Raw genomic sequence first — 21019 nt, 5'->3', positions numbered from 1 at the left:
TCAGGGCGCCGCCCAGCATATCAACCGCGCGACCGCATCTGAGCGCGTTCACGGCGGATTTGCGAGAATTGCGCGGTCGCCGCATCCGCGGCCGGCAGGGGTTGGAGTGCATGGGCACGACGTCCGAAGCGTTGATCGTCTGCGAACATTGCGACACGGTGCACCAGCGGCTGGCGCTTTCGCGCGGCGAGGTGGCGCGTTGCGCGCGTTGCGGCAAGGTGTTGCAGCGCCATTACCGGTTGAGCACGAACGCGATGCTGGCGCTGATCGTCACCGCGCTGATCGTGTTCGTGCAGGCCAACATGTGGCCGATCGTGATGCTGGGGCTCAGCGGCCAGCACAGCAGCTCCACGTTGTGGGGCGTGATCATCGCGATGTGGCGCGAGGACGCGGGCATCGTCTCGGTGCTGGTGGCGGCCACGCTGTTTTTCCTGCCGTTGCTGAAGATGCTGCAGCTGGGCTGGCTGCTGTGGTTTGCCCGGCAAGGCCGTCGCGCGCCGGGCTTCGTGCCGATGATGGTGGGGTTGCATTACCTGAACCCGTGGACGATGAGCGAGGTGTTCGTGCTGGGCGCGCTGGTGGCGATCGTCAAGGCGCACACGTATTTCGACGTGACACCGGAGCCGGGTATCTATGCCTACGCGGTGTTGACCGTGCTGATCACCGTGTTCGCCGGCATCGATCTGCGACAGTTGTGGCGTACACCCGAGGTCGCTGCATGAACGCGTTGCCGCGCGCGGCCGAGCTGGGCCTGATCGGCTGCCATGTGTGCGGGCTGGTGTGCCGCGATGCGCATGCCGCTGCCGGTGCGGCCGAGGTCGTGGCATGCCCGCGCTGCGGCGTGGCGCTGCATCGGCGCAAGCCGGCCAGCTATTCGCGTACGTGGGCGCTGCTGATTGCCGCCTTCATCATGTACATCCCCGCCAACGTGGTGCCGATCATGCGCACCGCCAGCCTCAACGACATCGACGACAACACCATCATCAGCGGCGTGGTGGAGTTGTGGAAGAATGGATCGCCGAACCTGGCGATCATCGTGTTCACCGCCAGCATCGTGGTGCCCATGCTGAAGTTCCTGGCCCTGGGCACGCTGCTGGTCAGCAGCCGGCGCGGCAGCAACTGGGCGCGGCAGCAGCGCGCCGGCCTGTACCGGCTGGTGGAGCTGGTGGGCTACTGGTCGATGCTGGATGTGTTCGTGGTTTCACTGCTGACCGCGCTGGTGCGCTTCAGCGTATTGAGCCGGGTGGAACCGTTGCCCGGGGTGATTTATTTCGGCCTGACCGTGGTCTTGACCATGCTGGCTTCGATGAGCTTCGATCCACGATTGATCTGGGACGGCAAGGACACCGATGACTGACGAAAACCGCACTGATCAGGACCTGCCCGAGCGCGAGAACCTGCCGCGGCCGGTGGTGAAGCGTCGGCGCGTCAGCGTTTCGCTGATCTGGCTGATCCCGGTGCTGGCGGCCGTGATCGCGTTGTCGCTGGTGGTCAACAGCTGGCTGCAGGCCGGCCCCGAAGTCACCATCAGCTTCCAGAGCGCCGAAGGCCTGGATGCCGGCAAGACGCCGGTGAAATACAAGAACGTGGTGATCGGCCGGGTCAGCAAGATCCGGCTCAGCGAAGACCGCAGCCATGTGCTGGTGCGGGTGGCGCTGGAGAAGAGCGCCGAAGGTTTCGCCACCCGCGATACCCGCTTCTGGGTGGTGCGCCCGCGCATTGGCCTGGGCGGCGTGTCCGGCATCGACACGCTGCTGTCAGGCGCGTTCATCGGCGCGGACGTGGGCGATTCGAAGGAGTCGCGGTACACCTTCAAGGGCCTGGAGAGCCCGCCGGCCGTCAACCACGGCGCACCGGGCCGCAGCTTCGTCCTGCACAGCGACGATCTCGGTTCGCTGGACATCGGCTCGCCGGTCTACTACCGGCGCATCCAGGTGGGCCGCGTGGCGTCGTACCAGCTGGACAAGGATGGCAAGGGCGTCTCGCTGAACATCTTCGTGGACGGCCCCAACGACCGCTTCGTCACCACCGATTCCCGCTTCTGGAATGCCAGCGGTGTGGACGTGTCGATCGGCGCCAACGGCCTGAAACTCAACACCCAGTCGCTGGCCACGGTGCTGGCCGGTGGCGTGGCCTTCCAGGACCCGCCGGGGCCGCATGACAGCACGCCGGCGGCGGAAGACACGGAATACAGGCTGTTCAGCGAGCGCGCCCTGGCGATGGCGCCACCCGATGGCGAGCCGCGCTACTTGCGCATGCGCTTCGAGCAATCGGTGCGTGGGCTGGCGGTGGATGCACCGGTGGAGTTCCTGGGCATCAACATCGGCAAGGTGGTGTCGGTGCGGCTGGACTACGACGAGAAGAAGGGTCGTTTCCCGGTGGTGGTGGGCGCGGTGGTCTATCCCCAGCGTCTGGGCAGCGCCTACGACAAGCTGGAGGCGTTGGCCAAGGCACGCGGTGAAAAGGCCGACCTGGCGCAGTTGATGGCGCCGCTGATCGCCCATGGCCTGCGCGCGCAGGCACGCACCGGCAACCTGCTGACCGGCCAGTTGTACGTGGCGCTCGACTTCGTGCCGCATACGCCGAAGGTGGCCTTCGACGCCAATGCCACGCCGCTGACCATCCCCACCGCGCCGGGCAGTTTCGACAAGCTGCAGGAGCAACTGGCGGGCATCGTCGCCAAGCTCGACAAGATCCCGTTCGAGAGCATTGGCAAGCATCTGGACCAGACCCTGGCCAGCCTCAATAGCACGCTCAAGCAGGTCAACGCGCAGACCCTGCCGGCGTTCCGCGACACGCTCGAGGGTGTTAAGAAGACCATGGGCACGGCCGACGATGCGCTGTCCGGCGACTCGCCGTTGCAGCAGAACCTCAACTCGACCTTGCAGCAGGTACAGCGCATGGCGCGTTCACTGCGCGTGCTCACCGATTACCTCGGTGGTCATCCCGAGGCCCTGATCCGCGGCCGCGCCGACGACAAGCCCGCCAGCACGCCCGCCAGTGCCGCGCCCGAACCCACCGTCCAACCCGGCCAGGGGAGCCAGCCATGATCCGTATCCGAACACGCCTGCATGGGCTGACCCTGGGTCTGCTGCTGGCCGGGTGCGCCTCCGCGCCGCTGCATTACTACACCTTGGTGGCACCGGCCGGTGGATCGGAACCGGTGGCCGCCGCCTCACCGCTGTCGTTCGAACTGATGCCGGTGAACGTGCCAGCGCAGGTGGATCAACCGCAGCTGGTGGTGCGCGAAGGCGGCCAGGGTGTGGCGCTGTTGGGCAGCGAGCGCTGGATCGCGCCGCTGGCCGACGAGGTGCGCGGCGCATTGTCGGCGGACCTGGTGCGGCAACTGCATGGCGCCGACCTCAGCGGCATGGCGGCCGGCGAAAAGCCGCGGCTGCGGATCAAGCTGGACGTACGCCGCTTCGATTCCGCGCCCGGCGCCTACGCGCTGATCGACGCGGCCTGGAGCGTGCGTGCGGCCGCCGGCGATTCGCCCGCCGCGCTGGCCTGCACCACCCGCGTTCGCGAGGTCGTCGGGGCGGGCTATCCCGCGCTGGTGCAGGGCCATCAACGGGCGATCGCGCAGATCGCAGCGCAGATCGCCACCGCCGCGCGTGCGCTGGCGGACGGGCAGAAAGCGGCCTGCCCGGCGGCGTGACGGTGCGCCGCAGGCTTGGCGCAGGGGCTGCGCTGGGCTAGTCTGATCCGTTCGCTGCAGCCGGCTTTCGCCAGGCTGGGCTCATTGCACAACGGCACCGGAATCATGCAGGACATTCAAGACCCGAACTCCCCCCGCCAGGACGCCACCCAGGACGCCACCGGGCAGGGATATCGCCCGCAGGCCGTGGAGGCGGCGGCGCAGCAGTACTGGAATGCCCAGCACGCGTACGAAGTCAGCGAAGACGACAGCCGGCCGAAGTTCTATTGCCTGTCGATGCTGCCGTACCCCTCCGGCGCGCTGCACATGGGCCACGTGCGCAACTACACCATCAGCGACGTCATCAGCCGCTACCAGCGCATGCAGGGCAAAAACGTGCTGCAGCCGATGGGCTGGGACGCGTTCGGCCTGCCCGCCGAAAACGCCGCCATCAAGAACCACACCGCGCCGGCCAAGTGGACCTACGCCAACATCGACCACATGCGCAGCCAGCTGAAGTCGCTGGGCTACGCGATCGACTGGACCCGCGAATTCGCCACCTGCCACCCGGATTACTACCGCTGGGAACAGTTGATGTTCACCCGGCTGCTGAAAAAGGGCCTGGCCTACCGCAAGAACGCGGTGGTGAACTGGGACCCGGTCGACCAGACCGTGCTTGCCAACGAGCAGGTGATCGACGGCCGCGGCTGGCGCTCCGGCGCGGTGGTGGAAAAGCGCGAGATCCCGCAGTGGTTCCTGAAGATCACCGATTACGCGCAGGACCTGCTGGACGGCCTGGACACGCTGCCGGGCTGGCCCGACGCGGTGAAAACCATGCAGCGCAACTGGATCGGCCGCAGCGAAGGGCTGGAAATCCACTTCGCGGTCGAGGGCGAAGCCGAGCCGCTGAGCGTGTTCACCACCCGTCCCGACACGCTGATGGGCGTGACCTTCCTGTCGATCGCCGCCGAGCATCCGCTGGCGCTGAAGGCGGCGCAGGACAACGAGAAACTGGCGAGCTTCATCGCCGAGCTGAAACACGGCGGTGTCTCCGAGGCCGAGCTGGAGACCCAGGACAAGCGCGGCATGGACACCGGCCTGCGCGCGATCCACCCGGTCACCGGCGAACCGGTGCCGGTATGGGTGGCCAACTTCGTGCTGATGGGCTACGGCACCGGCGCGGTGATGGCGGTGCCCGCCCACGACCAGCGCGACTGGGAATTCGCCCAGCGCTATCTGCTGCCGATCAAGATGGTGGTGGTCGACCGCAGCGTGCTCGACGCGGTGCGCGAAATCGGCCATGACCTGTCGCGCGGCGTCGGTGCCGACCCGATGCGGGCGGCACTCGGCGGCGGCGACACCGATGCCTACGACACCCGATCCGCGGTACAGGTGGTCGAGGATTTCGAGCAGCGCATCCTGACCCAGTGCGCGTTCACCGAGCGCGGCGTGCTGGTCAATTCCGGCGAATACGACGGCATGGATTTCGACCAGGCGCTGGCCGCACTGGCCACGCGTCTGGAAGCCGACGGCCGCGGTTCGCGCCGGGTCAACTGGCGCCTGCGTGACTGGGGCGTCAGCCGCCAGCGCTACTGGGGCTGCCCGATCCCGGTGATCTACTGCGCCGCCTGCGGCGCGGTGCCGGTGCCGGAAGACCAGTTGCCGGTGGTGTTGCCCGAGGACGTGGTGCTGATGGGCACGGGCTCGCCGATCAAGGCCGACCCCGAGTGGCGCAAGTGCTCCTGCCCGCAATGCGGCGGGGCGGCCGAGCGCGAAACCGACACCTTCGACACCTTCATGGAATCGAGCTGGTACTACGCCCGCTACACCAGCCCCGGCGCCCAGGGCCAGGTCGATGCGCGCGCCAACTACTGGCTGCCGGTAGACCAATACATCGGCGGCATCGAGCACGCCATCCTGCACCTGCTGTACTTCCGCTTCTATCACAAGCTTTTGCGCGACGCGGGCCTGGTGCATTCGGACGAGCCAGCGCAAAACCTGCTGTGCCAGGGCATGGTGATCGCCGAGACGTTCTATCGCGACAACGCCGACGGCTCGAAGGACTGGATCAACCCGTCCGCGGTCGAAGTGCAGCGCGACGAGCGCGGTCGCGTCACCGGCGCGGTGCTGGTTGCGGACGGCCAGCCGGTGCAGATCGGCGGCATCGAAAAGATGTCCAAATCGAAGAACAACGGCATCGACCCGCAGACCATGGTGGAGAAATACGGCGCCGACACCGTGCGCCTGTTCTCGATGTTCGCCGCGCCGCCGGAGCAGTCGCTGGAATGGAGCGAAGCCGGCGTGGAAGGCATGGCCCGGTTCCTGAAGCGGCTATGGCGTGAAGTGAGCACGCACGTCGCGGGGCCTGATCACGCGGTGGTCGATCCCGCCGCGCTGGATGCCGGCCAGAAAGCCCTGCGCCGCCAGCTTCACGAAACCATCCAGAAAGTCAGCGACGATTTCGGTCGCCGCCACGCGTTCAACACCGCGATCGCGGCGTTGATGGAACTGCTGAACGCGCTGAACAAGTTCAACGACGACAGTGAGCAAGGCCGCGCCGTGCGCCACGAGGCGCTGGAGGCGATGGTGCTGCTGTTGAACCCGGTGGTGCCGCACGTCAGCCATGCGCTGTGGCAACTGCTGGGTCATGCCGAAACCGTGTTGGAAGACGCGACCTGGCCGCAGGTGGATACCAGCGCGCTGGTGCGCGACAGCGTGACCCTGGCGGTGCAGATCAACGGCAAGCTGCGCGCCACCATCGAGCTGCCCGCGGGCGCCTCGAAGGAAGAGGCCGAGGCGCTGGCACGCGCACAGCCGCAGGTGGTCAACTTTCTGCAGGAGATGACCGTGCGCAAGGTCATCGTGGTGCCCGGCAAGATCGTCAACATCGTTGCAGGATGAACCCATGAACCTCACCCAGTCCGGCCGTCTATTTCGTCCTTTGCTGATGTTGCTGGCGGCGATGGCGGTGACCGCCTGCGGCTTCCATTTACGCGAAACAGCTGCGCTGCCGGCGTCGATGCAGCACGTGCACCTGGACATGCGCGGCGGCGATTTCCAGCGCAACCTCACCCGTGCGCTGCAACATTCCGGCGTCACCATCGAGGACGCCAGCGGGCCCGGCATCGCCGAGCTGCGGGTGCCGGTAGCGGCGTTCAGCACCGACCAGGTATCGGCCGGCGGCTACGTGCGCATCACCGAGTACGCGATCCGTTACGAGGTGAGGTTCGACGTGGTCGACGGCGCCGGCAATGCGCTGGTGCCGACGCAGACGATCACCATGTCGCGCGAGTACAGCTACGACGCAAGCAACACCATCGGCGATGCATCGCAGGTGCAGGAAATCCAGCGCAGCCTCAACGATGACATGGTGCAGGCGATCCTGTTCCGGCTGCAGGCCGCCAGCAAACACCAGCTGGCCGCGCCGGCACCGGCTGCCAGCACGCACTGATGCCGCTGAGTCCCGGCCAATGGCAGAAGGCGCTGGCGGCCGATCGCCTGGACGCGGTGTACATGCTGGCCGGCGAGCAGTTGCTGGTGCTGGAAGCGGCCGACGCCTTGCGTGCACGTGCCCGTGAACTGGGCTACGGCGAACGCGAGGTGTTCGACGTGGGCCAGCATTTCGACTGGAACGACCTGGCCCGTGCCGGCGCCAGCATGTCGCTGTTCGCCAGCCGACGCCTGATCGACCTGCGCCTGCCCACCGGCCGGCCGGGTGTCGAGGGCGCCAAGGCAATCACCGCGTTCTGTGCCGATCCACCGCCGGACGTGACCCTGCTGGTTACCGCGATGGAGTGGAGCAGCAAGCACGATGGTGCCTGGAGCCGCAAGCTGGACACCAGCGGCACCATGGTGGTGTTCAATGCGCCGCGGCCCGGCGAGTGGAGCAGCTGGATCGGTGCGCGGCTGGCCTCGCGCGGCTTGTCTGCCACGCCTGACGCCATCGCGCTGCTGGCCGAGCGCGTCGAAGGCAACCTGCTGGCCGCCGCGCAGGAGATCGACAAGCTGGCCGTACTGCACGGCGAGGGCCGCATCGACGCCGCCGAGATGGAAACGCTGGTGGCCGACAGCGCCCGCTACGACGTGTTCAAGCTCACCGACGCAGCCTTCCTGGGCGATGGCGCCCGCGCGCTGCGCATTCTCGCCGGCCTGCGTTCGGAAGGCGACGAGTTGCTGGCGCTGATGGGCTGGCTGGTGAATCAATTGCAGTTGGCGTTGCGGCTGGCCAACGCGCAGAACTTCGCGGCGCAGGCCAAGGCCGAACGCTTGTGGCAGGCGCGCGAGCAACTGTTCCGCCAGGCCCTGCGCCGCGCCCCGCGCGATCATTGGCTGCAATGCCTGGCCCGTGCCTCGCGCATCGACCGCATGGTGAAAGGCCGCGAAGCCGGCAACCCGTGGCAGGAAGCCGAACGCCTCATCGCCGCCATCGCCGAACCGCACGCCGCGCGGGCGCTGGCGTAACCTCGGCGTGAAGCCCCTCGCGCTCTTCGGCGGCACCTTCGACCCCGTGCATCTGGGCCACCTCAGCGTGGCTTGGGAGGCGGCCGAACTGCTGGATGCCGAGGTGCGGCTGCTGCCCGCCAGCATTCCGCCGCACCGCCAGCCGCCGATCGCCAGCGCCGCGCAGCGCGTGGCGATCCTGCGTGCCGCGCTGCAGGGTCAGTCGCGATTGAGTCTGGATACACGCGAGCTGGATCGCGCAGGTCCCTCGTTTACCGTCGACACCTTGACCGGCCTGCGCGCCGAGCAGGGCGCGCGACCGCTGGTGCTGCTGATCGGCGCCGATGCGTTCTCCAACCTCGCCAGCTGGGATCGCTGGCGCGAGTTGTTCGAGGTTGCGCACATCGGCGTGCTCAGCCGGCCCGGCGTTTCATCGATCCTGCCGCCCGAGCTGGAAGAGGCGGTGACCGGTCGTCGCGTCACCACGGCGGATGCGTTGCGCGATCAGCCGGCGGGCAGGGTCATCGAGCTGGCGGTGACGCCGCTGGAAATCTCGGCCACCCGCATCCGCGAGTTGCTGGCGGCGGGGCGGGACCCACGCTATCTGCTGCCGTGCGGTGTGTTCGACGATCCCGCGCTGCTGGCGCCGTATCGGCAGTAGCGACGGCTCAGGCCGCCGTGCTGGCCCACACGCTGTTCGGTTGATCGCGACGCGCCCGCCGCGCCACGGCACGGGCCAGCGAGGCAAAGGCGAACGCCATCGCCAGCGCGCCCGCATCGATGGCGAACAACGCGCCATGCCCCGCCGCCGCGCTGCGCCACAGCCACCAGCCGGTGGCGATGCCGTGGACCACTGGCACGAGTGCGGTAACGAGCGCCGCCAGCCACAGCAGCTCGCGCGCCGCCTTCACTGGCGCCCGTCGTGCGGCCCACAGCGCGCACAAGGCCCAGCTCGCGAAGCAGACCCAGCGCTGACCGGCAGCCACGTCCCAACCCAGCATGGGCAGGATCTGCGCCGCCACGAACGCGGCGGAAATCGCCACGCAAACACCGATGCAGATGCCCACCGTGGCGCGCGCCATGCCCAGTTGTGCACGGCCCTGTTCCGCCTGCCGTCGCTTGCGGCGCGATTCGATCCACAGCAGGTTGCCGGAATAGAACAGGAAGGCCCCGCCCAGCCCCAGCAGGAAGTACAGCCAGCGCACGGCGGCGCCGCCGTAATCGGCGAAATGCAGCGCATACGCGGCGGCCAGGGTGGCGTGATTGGCGTCGCGTGAACCCGGCAGCTGCGTCGCCAGCACCGCGCCGCTGACCGCATCCAGCGCCACCGAGCCACCGCCCAGCGCTTGCGGTGAACTGCCGGTGATCTCGACCACGGCGTGCGCGTCACCGGCATGGGCCAGCTTGAGATAACCCGGCTGGAACGCAGCCTCGCCATGCTCGCGGGCCACCGCGATCGAGCGCGCATGCCACGCGGCCAGTGGCGCCAGTGGTGCCGCGACGCCAGCCTTGGCGACGGTCGGTGCGGTATTCATCGCCGCTGCCGAGGCCGCCATCAGTTTGCCCTCGTAGATCAGCGGATTCAGCGCCAGCATCGCCACCAGCAGCAGGCACAGCACCGCGCCGGTGATGGCAAACATCACGTGGAACGGCAGGCTCAGCACGCCGATGACGTTGTGCGTGTCCTGCCAGAAGCGCTTGAGATTGCGCCCGGGGCGCAGCGCGAACAGATCTTTCGCCAGCCGCGGCAGGTGGATCACGAAACCGGACACCAGCGCCACGCCGTACAGCAGGCTGACCACGCCCATCAACCAGGTGCCCACCTGCGGAATGCCCAGCGCGTAATGCAGCTCGTTGATCAGTTCGGGCAGCGGTGCGACGCCGGGTTCGACGGTGCTGCCGGTGGTGTTGCCCGGCGAGGCAAACAGCCAGGTGCCGTCGCCGTCCTGCCAGTAGGCCATCGGCTGCGCCAGCTCGTAGCCGGGAAAGGTCATGCCCACGTGATCGCGCGCTTCGGGGTGCTGCGCCAGCACCTCATCGAGCAGCTGTTGCGCATCGGCCAGCGTGGCGGTCGACGGCGTGGCATGCGGGTTCGCCCAGCGCTGCACATCCGGCTGGAACACCGTGATCGCGCCGGCATAGAACGCCACGAACAGCGCGAACCCGGCCACCAGCCCCATCCACGAATGCAGGCTGGTGAAGGTGCGCAAGGTGGCGGGCTTCAATTTCATGTGGGCAACTTCATGGTGACAACCTCAGCGGACCCAGCCGGACAGCTGCAACAACCACAGCAGGCCCAGCCCGAGCAGCGCCAGCGCACTCAGCCAGCGCCACGCGCGAGCGCCACTGGGGAAACGGAACGCCGCGCAGATCACGCCGATCCACACCGGGAAAAACGCCAGCAGACCCACCACGATAGTCGACTGCCATGCACCAGGCAGCAGCCAGCAACCCAGCCCGACCAGCGCGGCGGCGAGAAAGAAACCCGGCAGCACACCGGCGCTGGCGCGCGCCCACATCAGTGCGATACCTCGCCGGCGTGGGGATTATCCCCGTTGCACATCACTCTTTCTCCACTGCGGTGACATCCGCGGACGGCGTGCCGAAGAACATCGCCAGCCACGGCTGCGCCATCAAGCCCAGCATGCCGCTGGCCAGCGTGGCACACAGCCCGACCGCGATGCCCGCCGCACCGATCCAGCACGCCAGCGACAGCAGCATCAAGACGCTGCCGGCGCTGCGTGCCACCCGCGGGTAGCCACGCAGCGCGGACCACATGCAATGCGGCGAGCCGGCGTACCAGGCGATGGCGGCGCACACCGCGAGCACGAAGCCGAGCAGGCTGATCATCGCGCCACCTTACCAGCGGTAGCGCGCGCTGGCGGTCACGCTGCGCTCGTAGCCGTAGTAGCACCACGCGGCGCTGTTGCAGGCGGAGACGTACTCCTTGTCGAACAGGTTGCTGGCGTTCAACTGCAGCCGCCAGTCGCCCACGTCGTAATGCACGGCGGCGTCGAACAAGGTGTACGAGGGCGTTTTCCACTCGTTGTAGATGTCGCCGTAATGGCTGCCGATGTAACGCACGCCGCCGCCGAAGCCCAGCCCGGCCAGCGGCCCGGCGACTACGGTGTAATCGAGCCCCAGCGAGGCCTGCTGTTCGGGCAGCAGCGCGATCTGCTTGCCCAGCGAGGGCAGGTCGTTGGTGCGGGTGACTTCCGAATCGCTCCAGGTGTAGCCGCCGTAGATGGCCAGGTGCGTGCCGAGATTCCAGCGGCCTTCCAGCTCCACGCCGCGCAACCGCGTTTCGCCCTGCTGCACCTGGAACAGTGCGTGGTTCGGGTCGACCGTCAGCGAGTTCTGCTGGGTGATCTGGTAGGCCGCCAGGGTGACCAGGCCGTTGCCGCCGGCGGGCTGGTATTTCAGGCCGGCTTCGTACTGGTCGCCGGTGGTGGGTTTGAACGCGTTGCCGCCGAAGTTCGTGCCTACCGTGGGCTGGAACGAATGCGACCACGACACGTACGGTGCCAGTCCGTTGTCGAACAGGTAGTTGACGCCCACGCGGCCGGAGAACGCGCGGTCGGTCTGACCGGCGCTGGTGCCGGCCAGCTGGTTGTCGGTGTCGGTGCGGACATGATCCTGGCGCCCGCCCGCGGTGATGCTCCAGCGGCCGACCTTGATCTGGTCCTGCAGGTAGACGCCCAATTGCGACTGCACCTGCACGGTGTGGACGGTGTACGCAGGCACGGTGACCGGGCTGCCGTAGACCGGGTCGAACACGTCCAGCCCGCCAACGCCGAAGTCGAACGCGGAGGCGTAGTCGTCATTGGCGCGGCGGTAGTCCACGCCGGCCAGCAGCGTGTGCTGCACGCGGCCGTTGTCGAACACGTATTGCAGGTTGTTGTCGACGCCGAAGGTCTTGGTGTGGTTCTCGTTCGGGAACAGGTAGCGCAGCAGGGTGCGGCCGTCGCCGAGCAGGCCGAACGCACCCACGTTGGCGCCGTTGTTGTCCACGTCGGCGGTGCCGTAGCGCAGGTTCTGGTTGAACGCCAGGCCGTTGGCGAAATCGTGGTGGAATTCGTAGCCGATCGAGGCCAGCGTCTTGTCGTAGTCGTTCTGGCCCGGCTCGCCGGTGAAGCGGTCGCGCGGGATCTTGCCGTGCGGGCTGGGCAGCAAGGTGCCTTCCGCGGGCAGGAAGCCGGCGCCGGAGGCGGTCTCGGCCTTCTGGTAGCGCGACAGCACGGTCAGCGAGGTGTTGTCGTCCGGCTTCCAGGTCAGCGCGGGGGCGAGGTAGTAGCGGTCGTCCTTGATGTAGTCGGTCATGGTGTCGCTGTTGCGGGCCAGGCCGGTGAGGCGATACAGCAGCGTGCCCGCATCGTTCAGCGGGCCGGCGAAATCGAACGTGCCCTGGCGCAGGTCGAAACTGCCCACCTCCACGCCTACCTCGTGCAGCGGCTGCGCGGTGGGGCGCTTGCTGACCATGTTGACCATGCCGCCGGGCGGCATCGCGCCATAGACCACCGACGACGGGCCCTTGATCACCTCCAGCCGCTCCAGCCCGTACGGCTCGATACGGGTGATGCTGGTGCCCGAGCCTTCGGGCAGCGCCAGGCCATCGAGATAGCGGGCGGGAGTGAAGCCGCGCACCAGCATCCAGTCGCTGCGTGCGTCGGCACCGTAGCCGCCGCCCTGCGCGCCGGCGGTGTACCACACGGCTTCCTCGATGCCCTGGATGCCGCGCTGGCTCAGTTGCTCGGCGGTGATCACCGACACCGACTGCGGGATCTCGATGATCGGCGTGTCGGTCTTGGTGACCGAATCGCTTTCCCGCGCGATCGGCGCCGTGACCTGCACGCCCGACAGCGCGGTGGCGGATTGCGGTGTGGATGCGGCGTCGGCGTCATCGGCGTGGGCCGGAGTCACCATCGCCAGTGCGGCGAGCAGCGGCACGCCGAGCAGGGCGGCGCGGATGGCACGGTGTAGGGATGAGTGGCGGCGCGCAGCGGCGGTCGGAGCGGGGGACGATGACATGGAGGCCCTGTTTCTGAGACGTGGGAGAGGCAGCCGCGCAAGCGCCGCGTGGTCGATGGATCGACCGCGCCAGGCGCGCGAGGTTGTTTCCGCACTGCCAATACGACGGTGAGCAACCGGCGTATCGGAAGTGAGAATGATTCTTATTGTAGAAGTGGGCGCGACGGACGGCAATTGCGCCCGCGTCACTTTTTGCGGGGGATCCACGCGGGAACGCACGCCACGCAAGGCGTGGCGCGCTTCGGTCGGGGTGCGTCGTTTCAGCGCACCCGCATCGTGACGTGCTGGGCTGGGCTCAGGCGGCGTGCGGAATGAAGTGCAGCGCGGCCGAGTTCATGCAGTAGCGCAGGCCGGTGGGGCGCGGGCCGTCGTTGAAGACATGGCCCAAGTGGCCGCCGCAGCAGACGCAGTTGATGGCCGTGCGTTGCATGCCGAACTGGTGGTCGCTGTGGCGGGTGACATTGGTGCGGGCGATCGGCTGGTAGAAGCTGGGCCAGCCGGTGCCGGAGTGGAACTTGGTGGCTGCGTCGTACAGCGCGGTGCCGCACCCGGCGCAGCGGTACAGGCCGGGCGCGAACAGGTTCCAATAGGCGCCGGTGAACGCCCGCTCGGTACCCGCCTGGCGCAGGATGCCGAACGCCTGCGGCGACAGCCGCTGCCGCCACTGCGCATGGCTGAGCACCAACCTGGGCACCTCGCGCGCGCCGAGGTCGCGGCCGTCGTCGGCGAAAATCTCCAGCAACACCTTGCCCGGCTTGCCGGCCGGTGTAGCGGCGGCCGCGAACAACCTCGGCGCCAGCAGGCCACCGCCCACCGCCAGCACGGCGCCGCCGGTCAGTGCGGCGCGCAGAAAGCGGCGCCGATCCATCGCGAGGGTTTCATCGATGCGTGACATGGCTTGCCTCCGTTGGGACGTGGATCGGCACTTCTGTAGGAGCGGCTTCAGCCGCGACGCTCTTGGCTTGGGTCCGCGAAAAGCGGTCGCGACTGAAGTCGCTCCTACAGGGGGATTGGTGGGCGTTTCCTCAGCCGAAGGTGAACGCGAACGCCTGTACACCCGGGTCGAGGAAGGTGATCTCGAACACCCGCTCGCCGCTGCCGTTGGCCTGGCGCACCAGCTGGTACAGCCGCTGGCCGGTGATGACGCCGTTGCCCCCGGCGTCGGTATCCATGCCGTGGTCGGCGCCGGGCGCCTTGCCGTCGAGGGTGACGCGGAAGCGCACGGGCTTGCCGTCGCTGGCCGGGCCCAGCACCAGATGCAGGTCGCGGCCGCGGAAGCGGTAGACGATGCTGCCCCCGGCCTGCAGCAGTTGCGCGTTTTCCGCGTGCACGTTCCAGCGGCCGTCCAGCGACCACTGGTTGGTGCCCAGCGCGTCGGGCGCGCGGTAGTTCCAGGCGTCGTCATGGGCGACCCGACCGCCGACGAAGTTGCGGGCGCGGGCGTAGCCCACGTAGGTCTCGGGCGAGCGGGTGGCATCACCCGAATCGGCCGCTTCCACGCCGCGGTGGTCCGCGCTGACATAGCCGCCGGGCAGGTTCTTGTAGCCAGCGTCGCTCAGCAACCGGCGGATCACGTCCTCGCTTTCCGGGTAGGCGCCCTCGCCGAAATGGTGGTGCCGGATGCGGCCCTGGGCGTCGATGAAGTAATGCGCCGGCCAGTATTGATTGTTGAAGCCTTGCCAGATGGCGTAGTTGTTATCCAGCGCCACCGGGTAATCCACGCCCAGGTCCTTCACCGCCTTGGCCACGTTGGCCGGGTCTTTCTCGAACGCGAACTCTGGCGCGTGCACGCCGATCACCACCAGGCCGTGGTCCTTGTACTTGTCGGCCCAGCCGCGCACGTAGGGCAGCGAACGCAGGCAGTTGATGCAGGAGTAGGTCCAGAAATCCACCAGCACCACCTTGCCGCGCAGCGACTGCGCGGTCAGCGGCGGGCTGTTGAGCCACTGCGTGGCGCCGGCCAGCGACGGCAGCTCGCCTTCCACCGGCAAGGGCTCGCCGGGTTTCACCACGGTGGCGGCGTTCACCGGCGCCGGCCGCACCGCATCCAGCAGCTTCTGCTCGATGCCGCCGGTGCTGGCCAGCGATACGCGCGTCAGCAGGCCGGTATCCAGGCCCAGCGCGATCGCCGCCACGCCGCACAGCACCAGCGCGCCCAGTCCGCGACGCACCCATTCACCCGCGCCCAGCGAGCGCTTCATCAGCGCGAACACCTTGCCGCCCAGCAGCAACGCCAGGCCCAGCGAGGTGGCGGCGCCGGCGGCGTAGGTCAGCAGCAACAGGGTGGTCTGCACGCTGGCGCCGTTCAACGCCGCGCCGGTCAGCAGCAGGCCCAGGATCGGCCCCGCGCACGGCGCCCACAGCAGGCCGGTGGCGACGCCCAGGCCGGCGGAGGCCCAGATCGAATCGCGCTCGCCCGCCTGCCGGGTCAGCCGTCCGCCCAGCGCCACGAATGGCCGGCTGATCCACTCGGCCACCCGCGTGGACAGCAGCGCCAGGCCCAGGAACGCCAGCACCAGCATCGCCACGTAACGGCCGTACTGGTTGGCGTGGATGACCCAGCCGCCGCCCAGCGCCGCCAGCGTGGCCACTGCCGCAAACGTGATCGCCATGCCCAGCAGCATCGGCAGGCCGTTGCGCTTGAACGGGCGGTCCGAGCGGGCAAACACGAAGGGCAGCACCGGCAGGATGCAGGGGCTGAGGATGGTCAGCACGCCGCCGAGGTAGGCAATGATCAGTACGAGCATGAGCGTCGTCCGCGAGGGGTTTGTCAGCTATTCGTCGGGCGGCGCTGTGCGGTTACATGCGGTGACGAGGTAACCCTGGTCGCGTGCGCAGCGAATGCAGGGTGAGAAAGTCTGGTCGGAGAAAATGTTGCAGCCCTTGACCGCCGCGGGCCCGATGGTCTCTGATGATGCGCTCCCCCGTCGATCGAGCGTCAGATACCGCGTGCCAGCCAGCCCCGCCACCAGCGCCATCGAAACCGCCGACCAGCGGCGGGCGGCGTGGATGGCGGCCGCGCAGGCCGGCGATCGGATCGCGTACGAGAAGCTGCTGGCCGACTCGATCCCGCTGATCCGCGCGGCCGCACGGCGGCAGGGTGTGGCGCGGGATCACGTCGATGACGTGGTGCAGGAAACCCTGATCACCGTGGATCGCGTGCGCCATACCTACGATCCGTCGCGCTCGTACGACGCCTGGCTCAATGCCATCGCCAGCCGCCGCGCCATCGATGCGCTGCGCAGCCGCGGGCGTCGCGACAGCCGCGAGCTGCACGACGAGTTCGCGCTGGATCGCCACCCCGACGCCGACGATGCCAGCGCCGCCAGCGAGCGCCAGCAGGACGCGCAACGCCTGCGCGCGGCCATCGATGAATTGCCGCCGGGCCAGCGCGAGGCGGTCGAACAACTGGGCTTGCGCGAACGCACACTGGCCGAAGCCTCCGGGCAGACCGGGCGAAGCGCCGGCTCGCTGAAAGTGAACCTGCATCGCGGGCTGAAATCGTTGCGCCGCCATTTCAACGGAGAACCTTGAGCAGCATGTCCGACTCACCCCGCCATGAAACCCTGATCCACGCGCTGGGCGCTGGCCTGGTGCCGGTGCGCCGGTTGCCGCCGCCGTGGCTGCGTACGCTGGGGTGGCTGCTGGTGGTGGCTGCGCTGGCCGTGGCCTTGCTGCTGCGCTACGGCACCGGCATCGCGATGGAGCGCTGGCAGGCGTCGCCGGACATGGGCTGGGCCACCGCCGGTGCGGTGCTTACCGCGATCTGCGCGGCGTGGGCGGCGTTCGTCTCGGGCATGCCCGGGCGGCGGGCGATATGGGCCTGGCTGCCGCTACCGCCGGCCCTGCTGTGGATCGGCGCCAGCGGCCTGGGTTGCCTGCGTACCTGGGTGGAGCCAGCGGCGCAGTTGACCCGCACCCATCCCGCGCCCGACTGCCTGTATTTCATCCTGGCCTTCTCGATCCCGCTGTCGGCCCTGCTGATCTGGCTGCTGCGCCGCGCCTGCCCGTTGCGGCCGGTGCTCACCGCGGTGCTGATCGGCCTGGCCAGCGCGGCGGCCTCGGCCAGCCTGCTGGAGATCTGCCACGCCTACGGCGCCGCCGCCACCGACCTGCTGGCCCACGCCGCCGCCGTGGTCGTGGTGGTGGCGGCGAATGCCGCCATGGGTGGGCGATTGCTGTCGAGGCACTGAGCGGTGCTTGCGGGCTGGCGGCAACGATCCAGGACGTAACCACGGTCGCGACGCTGGCGAAGAAAGGGATGGAGACGCCCGTCTCCATCCCTTTCCTGCAGGAGTCAACGCCATGAAAACCACGTTGTTTGCCGCCCTGATCCTCGCCGCCAGTGGCCTCGCCTTTACCTCGGCTTTCGCACAGGACGCGATGGCCCCCAGTTCCAGCACCGCGATGGTGCACGGCGATGCCATGCACGCGAACGCCATGAAGGGCGCCATGTCGCACGACGCCATGCAGAAAAACAGCATGCAGAAAGACGGCATGAAGATGGATGCCATGCACCACGGTGCCATGAAGCACGACGCCGGAAAGATGGGCGCCATGAAAAAAGCCGGCATGAAGAAAACCGACGGGAAGATGGGCGGCTGAACGCGCCGCGCTGGGCTGGTGTAGCGCTGCCGCGAACAGCCAGGCCTGTTTGAGCGTCGTTTTCGGGCCAGCCCCACGCCGCCGCACGGTCACCGTGCGGCGGCATGGCCGCCTTGACTTCCCTTTGCGGCCGGGACGGTATACTGCGGCTGCGCCATTTTGCGCAGCGATACCGCCATCGAGGCTCTCCCTTTTGAGTACTGCCCGCACCAACAAGGCCGTCACCACGGCCACCCTGCGTCAATCCGTCGTCGACGCGCTGGACGAATTGAAAGCCAAGGACGTGCGCGAGATCGACGTCCGCGGCAAAACCTCCATCGCCGACCTGCTGGTGATCGCCTCCGGCACATCGGCCCGCCACGTCAAATCCATTGCCGACGAAGTCCAGAAATTCGCCAAGAAAGCGGGCGTGCATCCGCTGGGCGTGGAAGGCGAGGGCGAAGGCGAGTGGGTGCTGGTGGACCTGGGCGACGTGATCGTGCACGTGATGCTGCCGCGCATCCGCGAGTTCTACGGCCTGGAGCGGCTGTGGACGGTGGGTGATCGCGATGAGGATGAAAGCGAAGCGGCGCAGGCTGGGTGAACTCGCGACGTCGATCCTCCGCCTTGCGCGTTTTTTCTCCCTCTCCCCTGCGGCGACCGAAGGGAGTCCCCTTGCGGGTGGAGGAGGGCTGGGGAGAGGGGGCATTCTTGCGACAGGCCTGCCACGAAGCGAAGAGCAGCTTCGATGGATTTTCCGGTAAGCCCGGCACCCTCTCCTCAATCCTCTCCCCAAGGGGGAGAGGAGGCGAACGAGGGCGCTGCGCGCCGGGTTTAGCTTTTCGACAGCAATGATGCGCGCGCGCATCATTGCTGTCGGTGAGCGCATGCCTGGCTGGGTGGCCGAGGGTTTTGCCGAATACCGCAAGCGCCTGTCTCATGAGCTGCCGCTGGAGTTGCTGGAGTTGAAGCCCGGCACGCGCGGCAAGGGTCGCGACGATGCGCGGGCGATGCAGGACGAAGGCGCCGCGATTCTCGCTGCGCTGCCGCGCGATACCCATGTGATAGCACTCGATGGCGGCGGCAAGCCCTGGTCCAGCGAAGCGCTGGCCGAGCAGCTGGCGCAATGGCGCATGGCCGGGCGCGACCTGGCCTTCCTGATCGGCGGCCCCGATGGCCACGCGCCCGACGTGCTGGCCCGCGCCGACCAGACCTGGTCGCTGGGCCCGCTGACCTTGCCGCACATGCTGGTGCGACTGGTGCTGGCCGAACAGCTGTACCGGGCCACCACGATCATGGCCGGGCATCCGTATCATCGAGCTTGAGTGCCGGGAATGGGGAATCGGAATGGGGAATGGTAAAGGCAACAGCAAAGGCAAAAGCCGCCGCGCGTGAAGGTATGCTCCCGAATCCCGAATCCCGAATCCCGAATCCCGAATCCCGCCCCATGTCATTCCATATCTGCCAGGCCACCATCCACCATCTCGACAAGCTGGCGCCGTTGTTCGACGAATATCGCCAGTTCTACGGTCAGCCGGGCGACTTGTCGCGGGCGCGTGAGTTCCTGGCCGAACGCTTCCGCCACCATGAATCGCTGATCCTGCTGGCGCTCGACCCGCAGCGCGAAGGGGTAGGTTTCGTGCAGCTTTATCCGCTGTTTTCGTCGGTGCGCACGGTGCGCACCTATGTGCTCAACGATGTGTTCGTGTTGCTGCGCGTACGCCGCCAGGGCGTGGCCGCCGCCTTGCTGACGGCCGCCGCCGACCACGCCCGCGCGCTGGGCGCCGCCAGCCTGTCGCTGTCGACCGCGCGCGACAACGCCTCGGCGCAGGCGTTGTACGCGTCGCTGGGTTGGCAGCGCGACCAGCAGTTCTGCGATTACAACCTGACGCTCTGACCCATGCTCCATCTCGCCTCCAAATCCCCGCGCCGGCACCAGTTGTTGCAGCAGCTTGGCGTGGCGTTCGACGTGCTGGATGTCGATGTGCCCGAGCAGCGCGCCGCCGGCGAAACACCGCAGGCTTACGTAAGCCGCGTGGCGCGCGACAAGGCCGCCGCGGGCGCGCTGCTGGTGAAGCCGGGTGGCGTGGTACTGGGTGCGGATACCGAAGTGGTGCTGGGCGACGACGTGTTCGGCAAGCCGCGCGATGCGGTCGATGCCGCGGCCATGCTGCGTCGCCTGAGCGGGCGCACGCATGCGGTGATCTCCGCAGTCTGGGCGCTGAGCGGCGGACGGCAGGAGTGTGCCGTCTGCGTATCGCAGGTGCGTTTCGCCACGCTGGACGAGAACGATATAGCCGTCTATGTGGCCACCGGCGAGCCGTTCGGCAAGGCCGGCGCGTATGCGATCCAGGGCCGTGGCGCGGTGTTGATCGAACACCTCGAGGGCAGCTATTCCGGCGTGATGGGCCTGCCGCTGTTCGAGACCGCGCGCCTGCTGCGTGGCTTCGGCATCAACCCGCAGGCTTGACTGCCAGAAACCACGCCGCCACCGCCAGCAGGTTGTTGACGCCATGCGCCATCACCGCCGGCCAGATCGAACCCGAGCGCAAGCGCAGCCACGCCAGCGCTGCCGCCAGCAATGCCAGGCCGGGCAGCGCGTACCACAGGAAACCCAGGTCGGGCAGGTGCACCAGGGCGAACAACAGCGAGCACGCGGCCACCGCCCAGCCCACGCGCAGTCGCCGCATCAACGCCGACAGCAGCATGCCGCGAAAGAGCAGCTCCTCCACCAGCGGGCCGACCGTCACCACGATGACCATCAGCGCCACCCGCAGCGACAACGCCGCTTCGGCGCCGACCCGCTGGATGTCCTGCGGCACCTTGTGGCCGTGCGCCAGCAACTGGGTCAGCCAGCCGCCCAGCACCGGTGCGGCCAGGCCGATGACAATGGCCAGCAGGTAGAACAGCGGTTGCACCGGCCGCGCCACGGCGAAACCCGGCGGTGACGCCAGCGACCATAGCCGCGGCCATTTGCGATGCACCAGCCACAGCATCGACCCGGCCGCCACGCACAACACCAGCATGACCATCGCGGCGCGCGCATCCGGCTGTCCCAGCAGGGTCCGCACCTGGTGTCCGATGGTCTTGGCGTCGTAGGCCAGATGCTGCAGACCGGCACGCAGGCCGAGCCACAGGCCAAGCACGAACGCCACCAGCGCGCCCACCGTGGCCTGCAGCAGGAAGTACAGCGCGATGAAACCCAGCGCCGTCAGCAGGCCGGGCGCCCGTAGCACGGGCACCGGCCATGGGCGTGAGGGCGGCAAGGGCGGGGTGGCGTCCGGCGCCGTTTCCATCAGCCTGCGTGCCTGGCGTGGTGCCCGTATCCGG

General features: G+C 68.1%; 22 protein-coding genes. 15 read left to right on the top strand and 7 right to left on the bottom strand.

Annotated elements, in window-relative coordinates; translation table 11 throughout:
- The first annotated feature begins 110 nt into the window (after window positions 1-110).
- The 8 genes from ASD68_RS08270 to nadD all read left to right on the top strand — a co-directional run bounded on the left by ASD68_RS08270 (window position 111) and on the right by nadD (window position 8738).
- Window positions 111-722, top strand: coding sequence for a paraquat-inducible protein A (locus tag ASD68_RS08270; RefSeq protein WP_056081519.1), 612 nt, complete (start codon window positions 111-113; stop codon window positions 720-722).
- Window positions 719-1357 carry a paraquat-inducible protein A gene (locus ASD68_RS08265; RefSeq protein ID WP_056081515.1) on the top strand — a complete coding sequence of 213 codons (639 nt, stop codon included), beginning with the start codon at window positions 719-721 and terminating at the stop codon, window positions 1355-1357. Before ASD68_RS08270 ends, ASD68_RS08265 begins: the two co-directional genes overlap by 4 nt.
- Window positions 1350-3050, top strand: coding sequence for an MlaD family protein (locus ASD68_RS08260; protein WP_056605622.1), 1701 nt, complete (start codon window positions 1350-1352; stop codon window positions 3048-3050). Before ASD68_RS08265 ends, ASD68_RS08260 begins: the two co-directional genes overlap by 8 nt.
- Window positions 3047-3658 (top strand): PqiC family protein, encoded by a 612-nt coding sequence (locus tag ASD68_RS08255; protein WP_056605619.1) that lies wholly within the window; start codon window positions 3047-3049, stop codon window positions 3656-3658. Before ASD68_RS08260 ends, ASD68_RS08255 begins: the two co-directional genes overlap by 4 nt.
- A 105-nt stretch (window positions 3659-3763) precedes the next feature.
- A complete protein-coding gene (gene leuS, locus ASD68_RS08250; protein WP_156458370.1) occupies window positions 3764-6538 on the top strand; it encodes a leucine--tRNA ligase in 2775 nt (924 codons plus the stop codon).
- Between the two features lie 4 nt (window positions 6539-6542).
- Window positions 6543-7088: an LPS assembly lipoprotein LptE gene (lptE, locus tag ASD68_RS08245; RefSeq protein WP_056607402.1), complete on the top strand. Its 546-nt coding sequence runs from the start codon at window positions 6543-6545 to the stop codon at window positions 7086-7088.
- The gene (gene holA / locus ASD68_RS08240) at window positions 7088-8098 is read left to right on the top strand and encodes a DNA polymerase III subunit delta (protein WP_056605616.1); all 1011 of its coding nucleotides are present in this window, start codon (window positions 7088-7090) and stop codon (window positions 8096-8098) included. The genes lptE and holA overlap by 1 nt, the downstream gene beginning before the upstream one ends.
- 7 nt (window positions 8099-8105) lie before the next feature.
- Entirely contained in the window at window positions 8106-8738 is a 633-nt protein-coding gene (nadD, locus tag ASD68_RS08235; RefSeq protein WP_056605613.1) for a nicotinate-nucleotide adenylyltransferase, read from the top strand.
- Window positions 8739-8745: 7 nt separating this feature from the next.
- Here the strand turns inward: nadD and ASD68_RS08230 are convergent, their stop codons facing one another.
- From ASD68_RS08230 to ASD68_RS08205, 6 genes are all read right to left on the bottom strand, one after another.
- The gene (locus tag ASD68_RS08230) at window positions 8746-10308 is read right to left on the bottom strand and encodes a PepSY-associated TM helix domain-containing protein (protein WP_056605610.1); all 1563 of its coding nucleotides are present in this window, start codon (window positions 10306-10308) and stop codon (window positions 8746-8748) included.
- 24 nt (window positions 10309-10332) lie between these two features.
- Window positions 10333-10596, bottom strand: coding sequence for a hypothetical protein (locus tag ASD68_RS08225; RefSeq protein WP_056081482.1), 264 nt, complete (start codon window positions 10594-10596; stop codon window positions 10333-10335).
- A 43-nt stretch (window positions 10597-10639) separates the two neighbouring features.
- Complete coding sequence (locus tag ASD68_RS08220; RefSeq protein WP_056605607.1) at window positions 10640-10927, bottom strand: hypothetical protein; 288 nt, start codon at window positions 10925-10927, stop codon at window positions 10640-10642.
- Between the two features lie 9 nt (window positions 10928-10936).
- Window positions 10937-13105 (bottom strand): TonB-dependent siderophore receptor, encoded by a 2169-nt coding sequence (locus ASD68_RS08215; protein ID WP_056605604.1) that lies wholly within the window; start codon window positions 13103-13105, stop codon window positions 10937-10939.
- 295 nt (window positions 13106-13400) lie between these two features.
- On the bottom strand, window positions 13401-14000 hold the full coding sequence (gene msrB / locus ASD68_RS08210; RefSeq protein WP_056605601.1) for a peptide-methionine (R)-S-oxide reductase MsrB: 600 nt from the start codon (window positions 13998-14000) through the stop codon (window positions 13401-13403).
- Window positions 14001-14130: 130 nt separating this feature from the next.
- Window positions 14131-15852: a cytochrome c biogenesis protein DipZ gene (locus tag ASD68_RS08205; protein ID WP_056605599.1), complete on the bottom strand. Its 1722-nt coding sequence runs from the start codon at window positions 15850-15852 to the stop codon at window positions 14131-14133.
- Between the two features lie 202 nt (window positions 15853-16054).
- On the opposite strand from ASD68_RS08205, the gene ASD68_RS08200 reads away from it, so the two are divergent.
- From ASD68_RS08200 to ASD68_RS08170, 7 genes are all read left to right on the top strand, one after another.
- Complete coding sequence (locus ASD68_RS08200) at window positions 16055-16639, top strand: sigma-70 family RNA polymerase sigma factor (protein ID WP_200945358.1); 585 nt, start codon at window positions 16055-16057, stop codon at window positions 16637-16639.
- Between the two features lie 5 nt (window positions 16640-16644).
- Window positions 16645-17298 (top strand): NrsF family protein, encoded by a 654-nt coding sequence (locus ASD68_RS08195; protein WP_056083992.1) that lies wholly within the window; start codon window positions 16645-16647, stop codon window positions 17296-17298.
- Window positions 17299-17305: 7 nt separating this feature from the next.
- Window positions 17306-17710 (top strand): pentapeptide MXKDX repeat protein, encoded by a 405-nt coding sequence (locus tag ASD68_RS08190; RefSeq protein ID WP_235578685.1) that lies wholly within the window; start codon window positions 17306-17308, stop codon window positions 17708-17710.
- A gap of 193 nt (window positions 17711-17903) precedes the next feature.
- Window positions 17904-18293: a ribosome silencing factor gene (gene rsfS / locus ASD68_RS08185; protein ID WP_082520188.1), complete on the top strand. Its 390-nt coding sequence runs from the start codon at window positions 17904-17906 to the stop codon at window positions 18291-18293.
- Between the two features lie 250 nt (window positions 18294-18543).
- Window positions 18544-19014, top strand: coding sequence for a 23S rRNA (pseudouridine(1915)-N(3))-methyltransferase RlmH (rlmH, locus tag ASD68_RS08180; protein ID WP_056607399.1), 471 nt, complete (start codon window positions 18544-18546; stop codon window positions 19012-19014).
- 122 nt (window positions 19015-19136) lie between these two features.
- Window positions 19137-19586, top strand: coding sequence for a GNAT family N-acetyltransferase (locus ASD68_RS08175; protein ID WP_056081464.1), 450 nt, complete (start codon window positions 19137-19139; stop codon window positions 19584-19586).
- A gap of 3 nt (window positions 19587-19589) precedes the next feature.
- Window positions 19590-20159, top strand: coding sequence for a Maf family protein (locus ASD68_RS08170; RefSeq protein WP_056605592.1), 570 nt, complete (start codon window positions 19590-19592; stop codon window positions 20157-20159).
- Here the strand turns inward: ASD68_RS08170 and ASD68_RS08165 are convergent.
- Window positions 20143-20985, bottom strand: a complete 843-nt coding sequence (locus ASD68_RS08165) for a CPBP family intramembrane glutamic endopeptidase (RefSeq protein WP_056605589.1) — start codon at window positions 20983-20985, stop codon at window positions 20143-20145. The two genes, ASD68_RS08170 and ASD68_RS08165, sit on opposite strands and share 17 nt — an antisense overlap.
- Between the last annotated feature and the right edge of the window lie 34 nt (window positions 20986-21019).

It is taken from the genome of Rhodanobacter sp. Root627, from assembly GCF_001427835.1.
GTDB classification, from domain to species: domain Bacteria; phylum Pseudomonadota; class Gammaproteobacteria; order Xanthomonadales; family Rhodanobacteraceae; genus Rhodanobacter; species Rhodanobacter ginsenosidimutans.
Note: the sequence above shows the minus strand (reverse complement) of the source record. Positions and strands in the feature narration are given on the sequence as shown.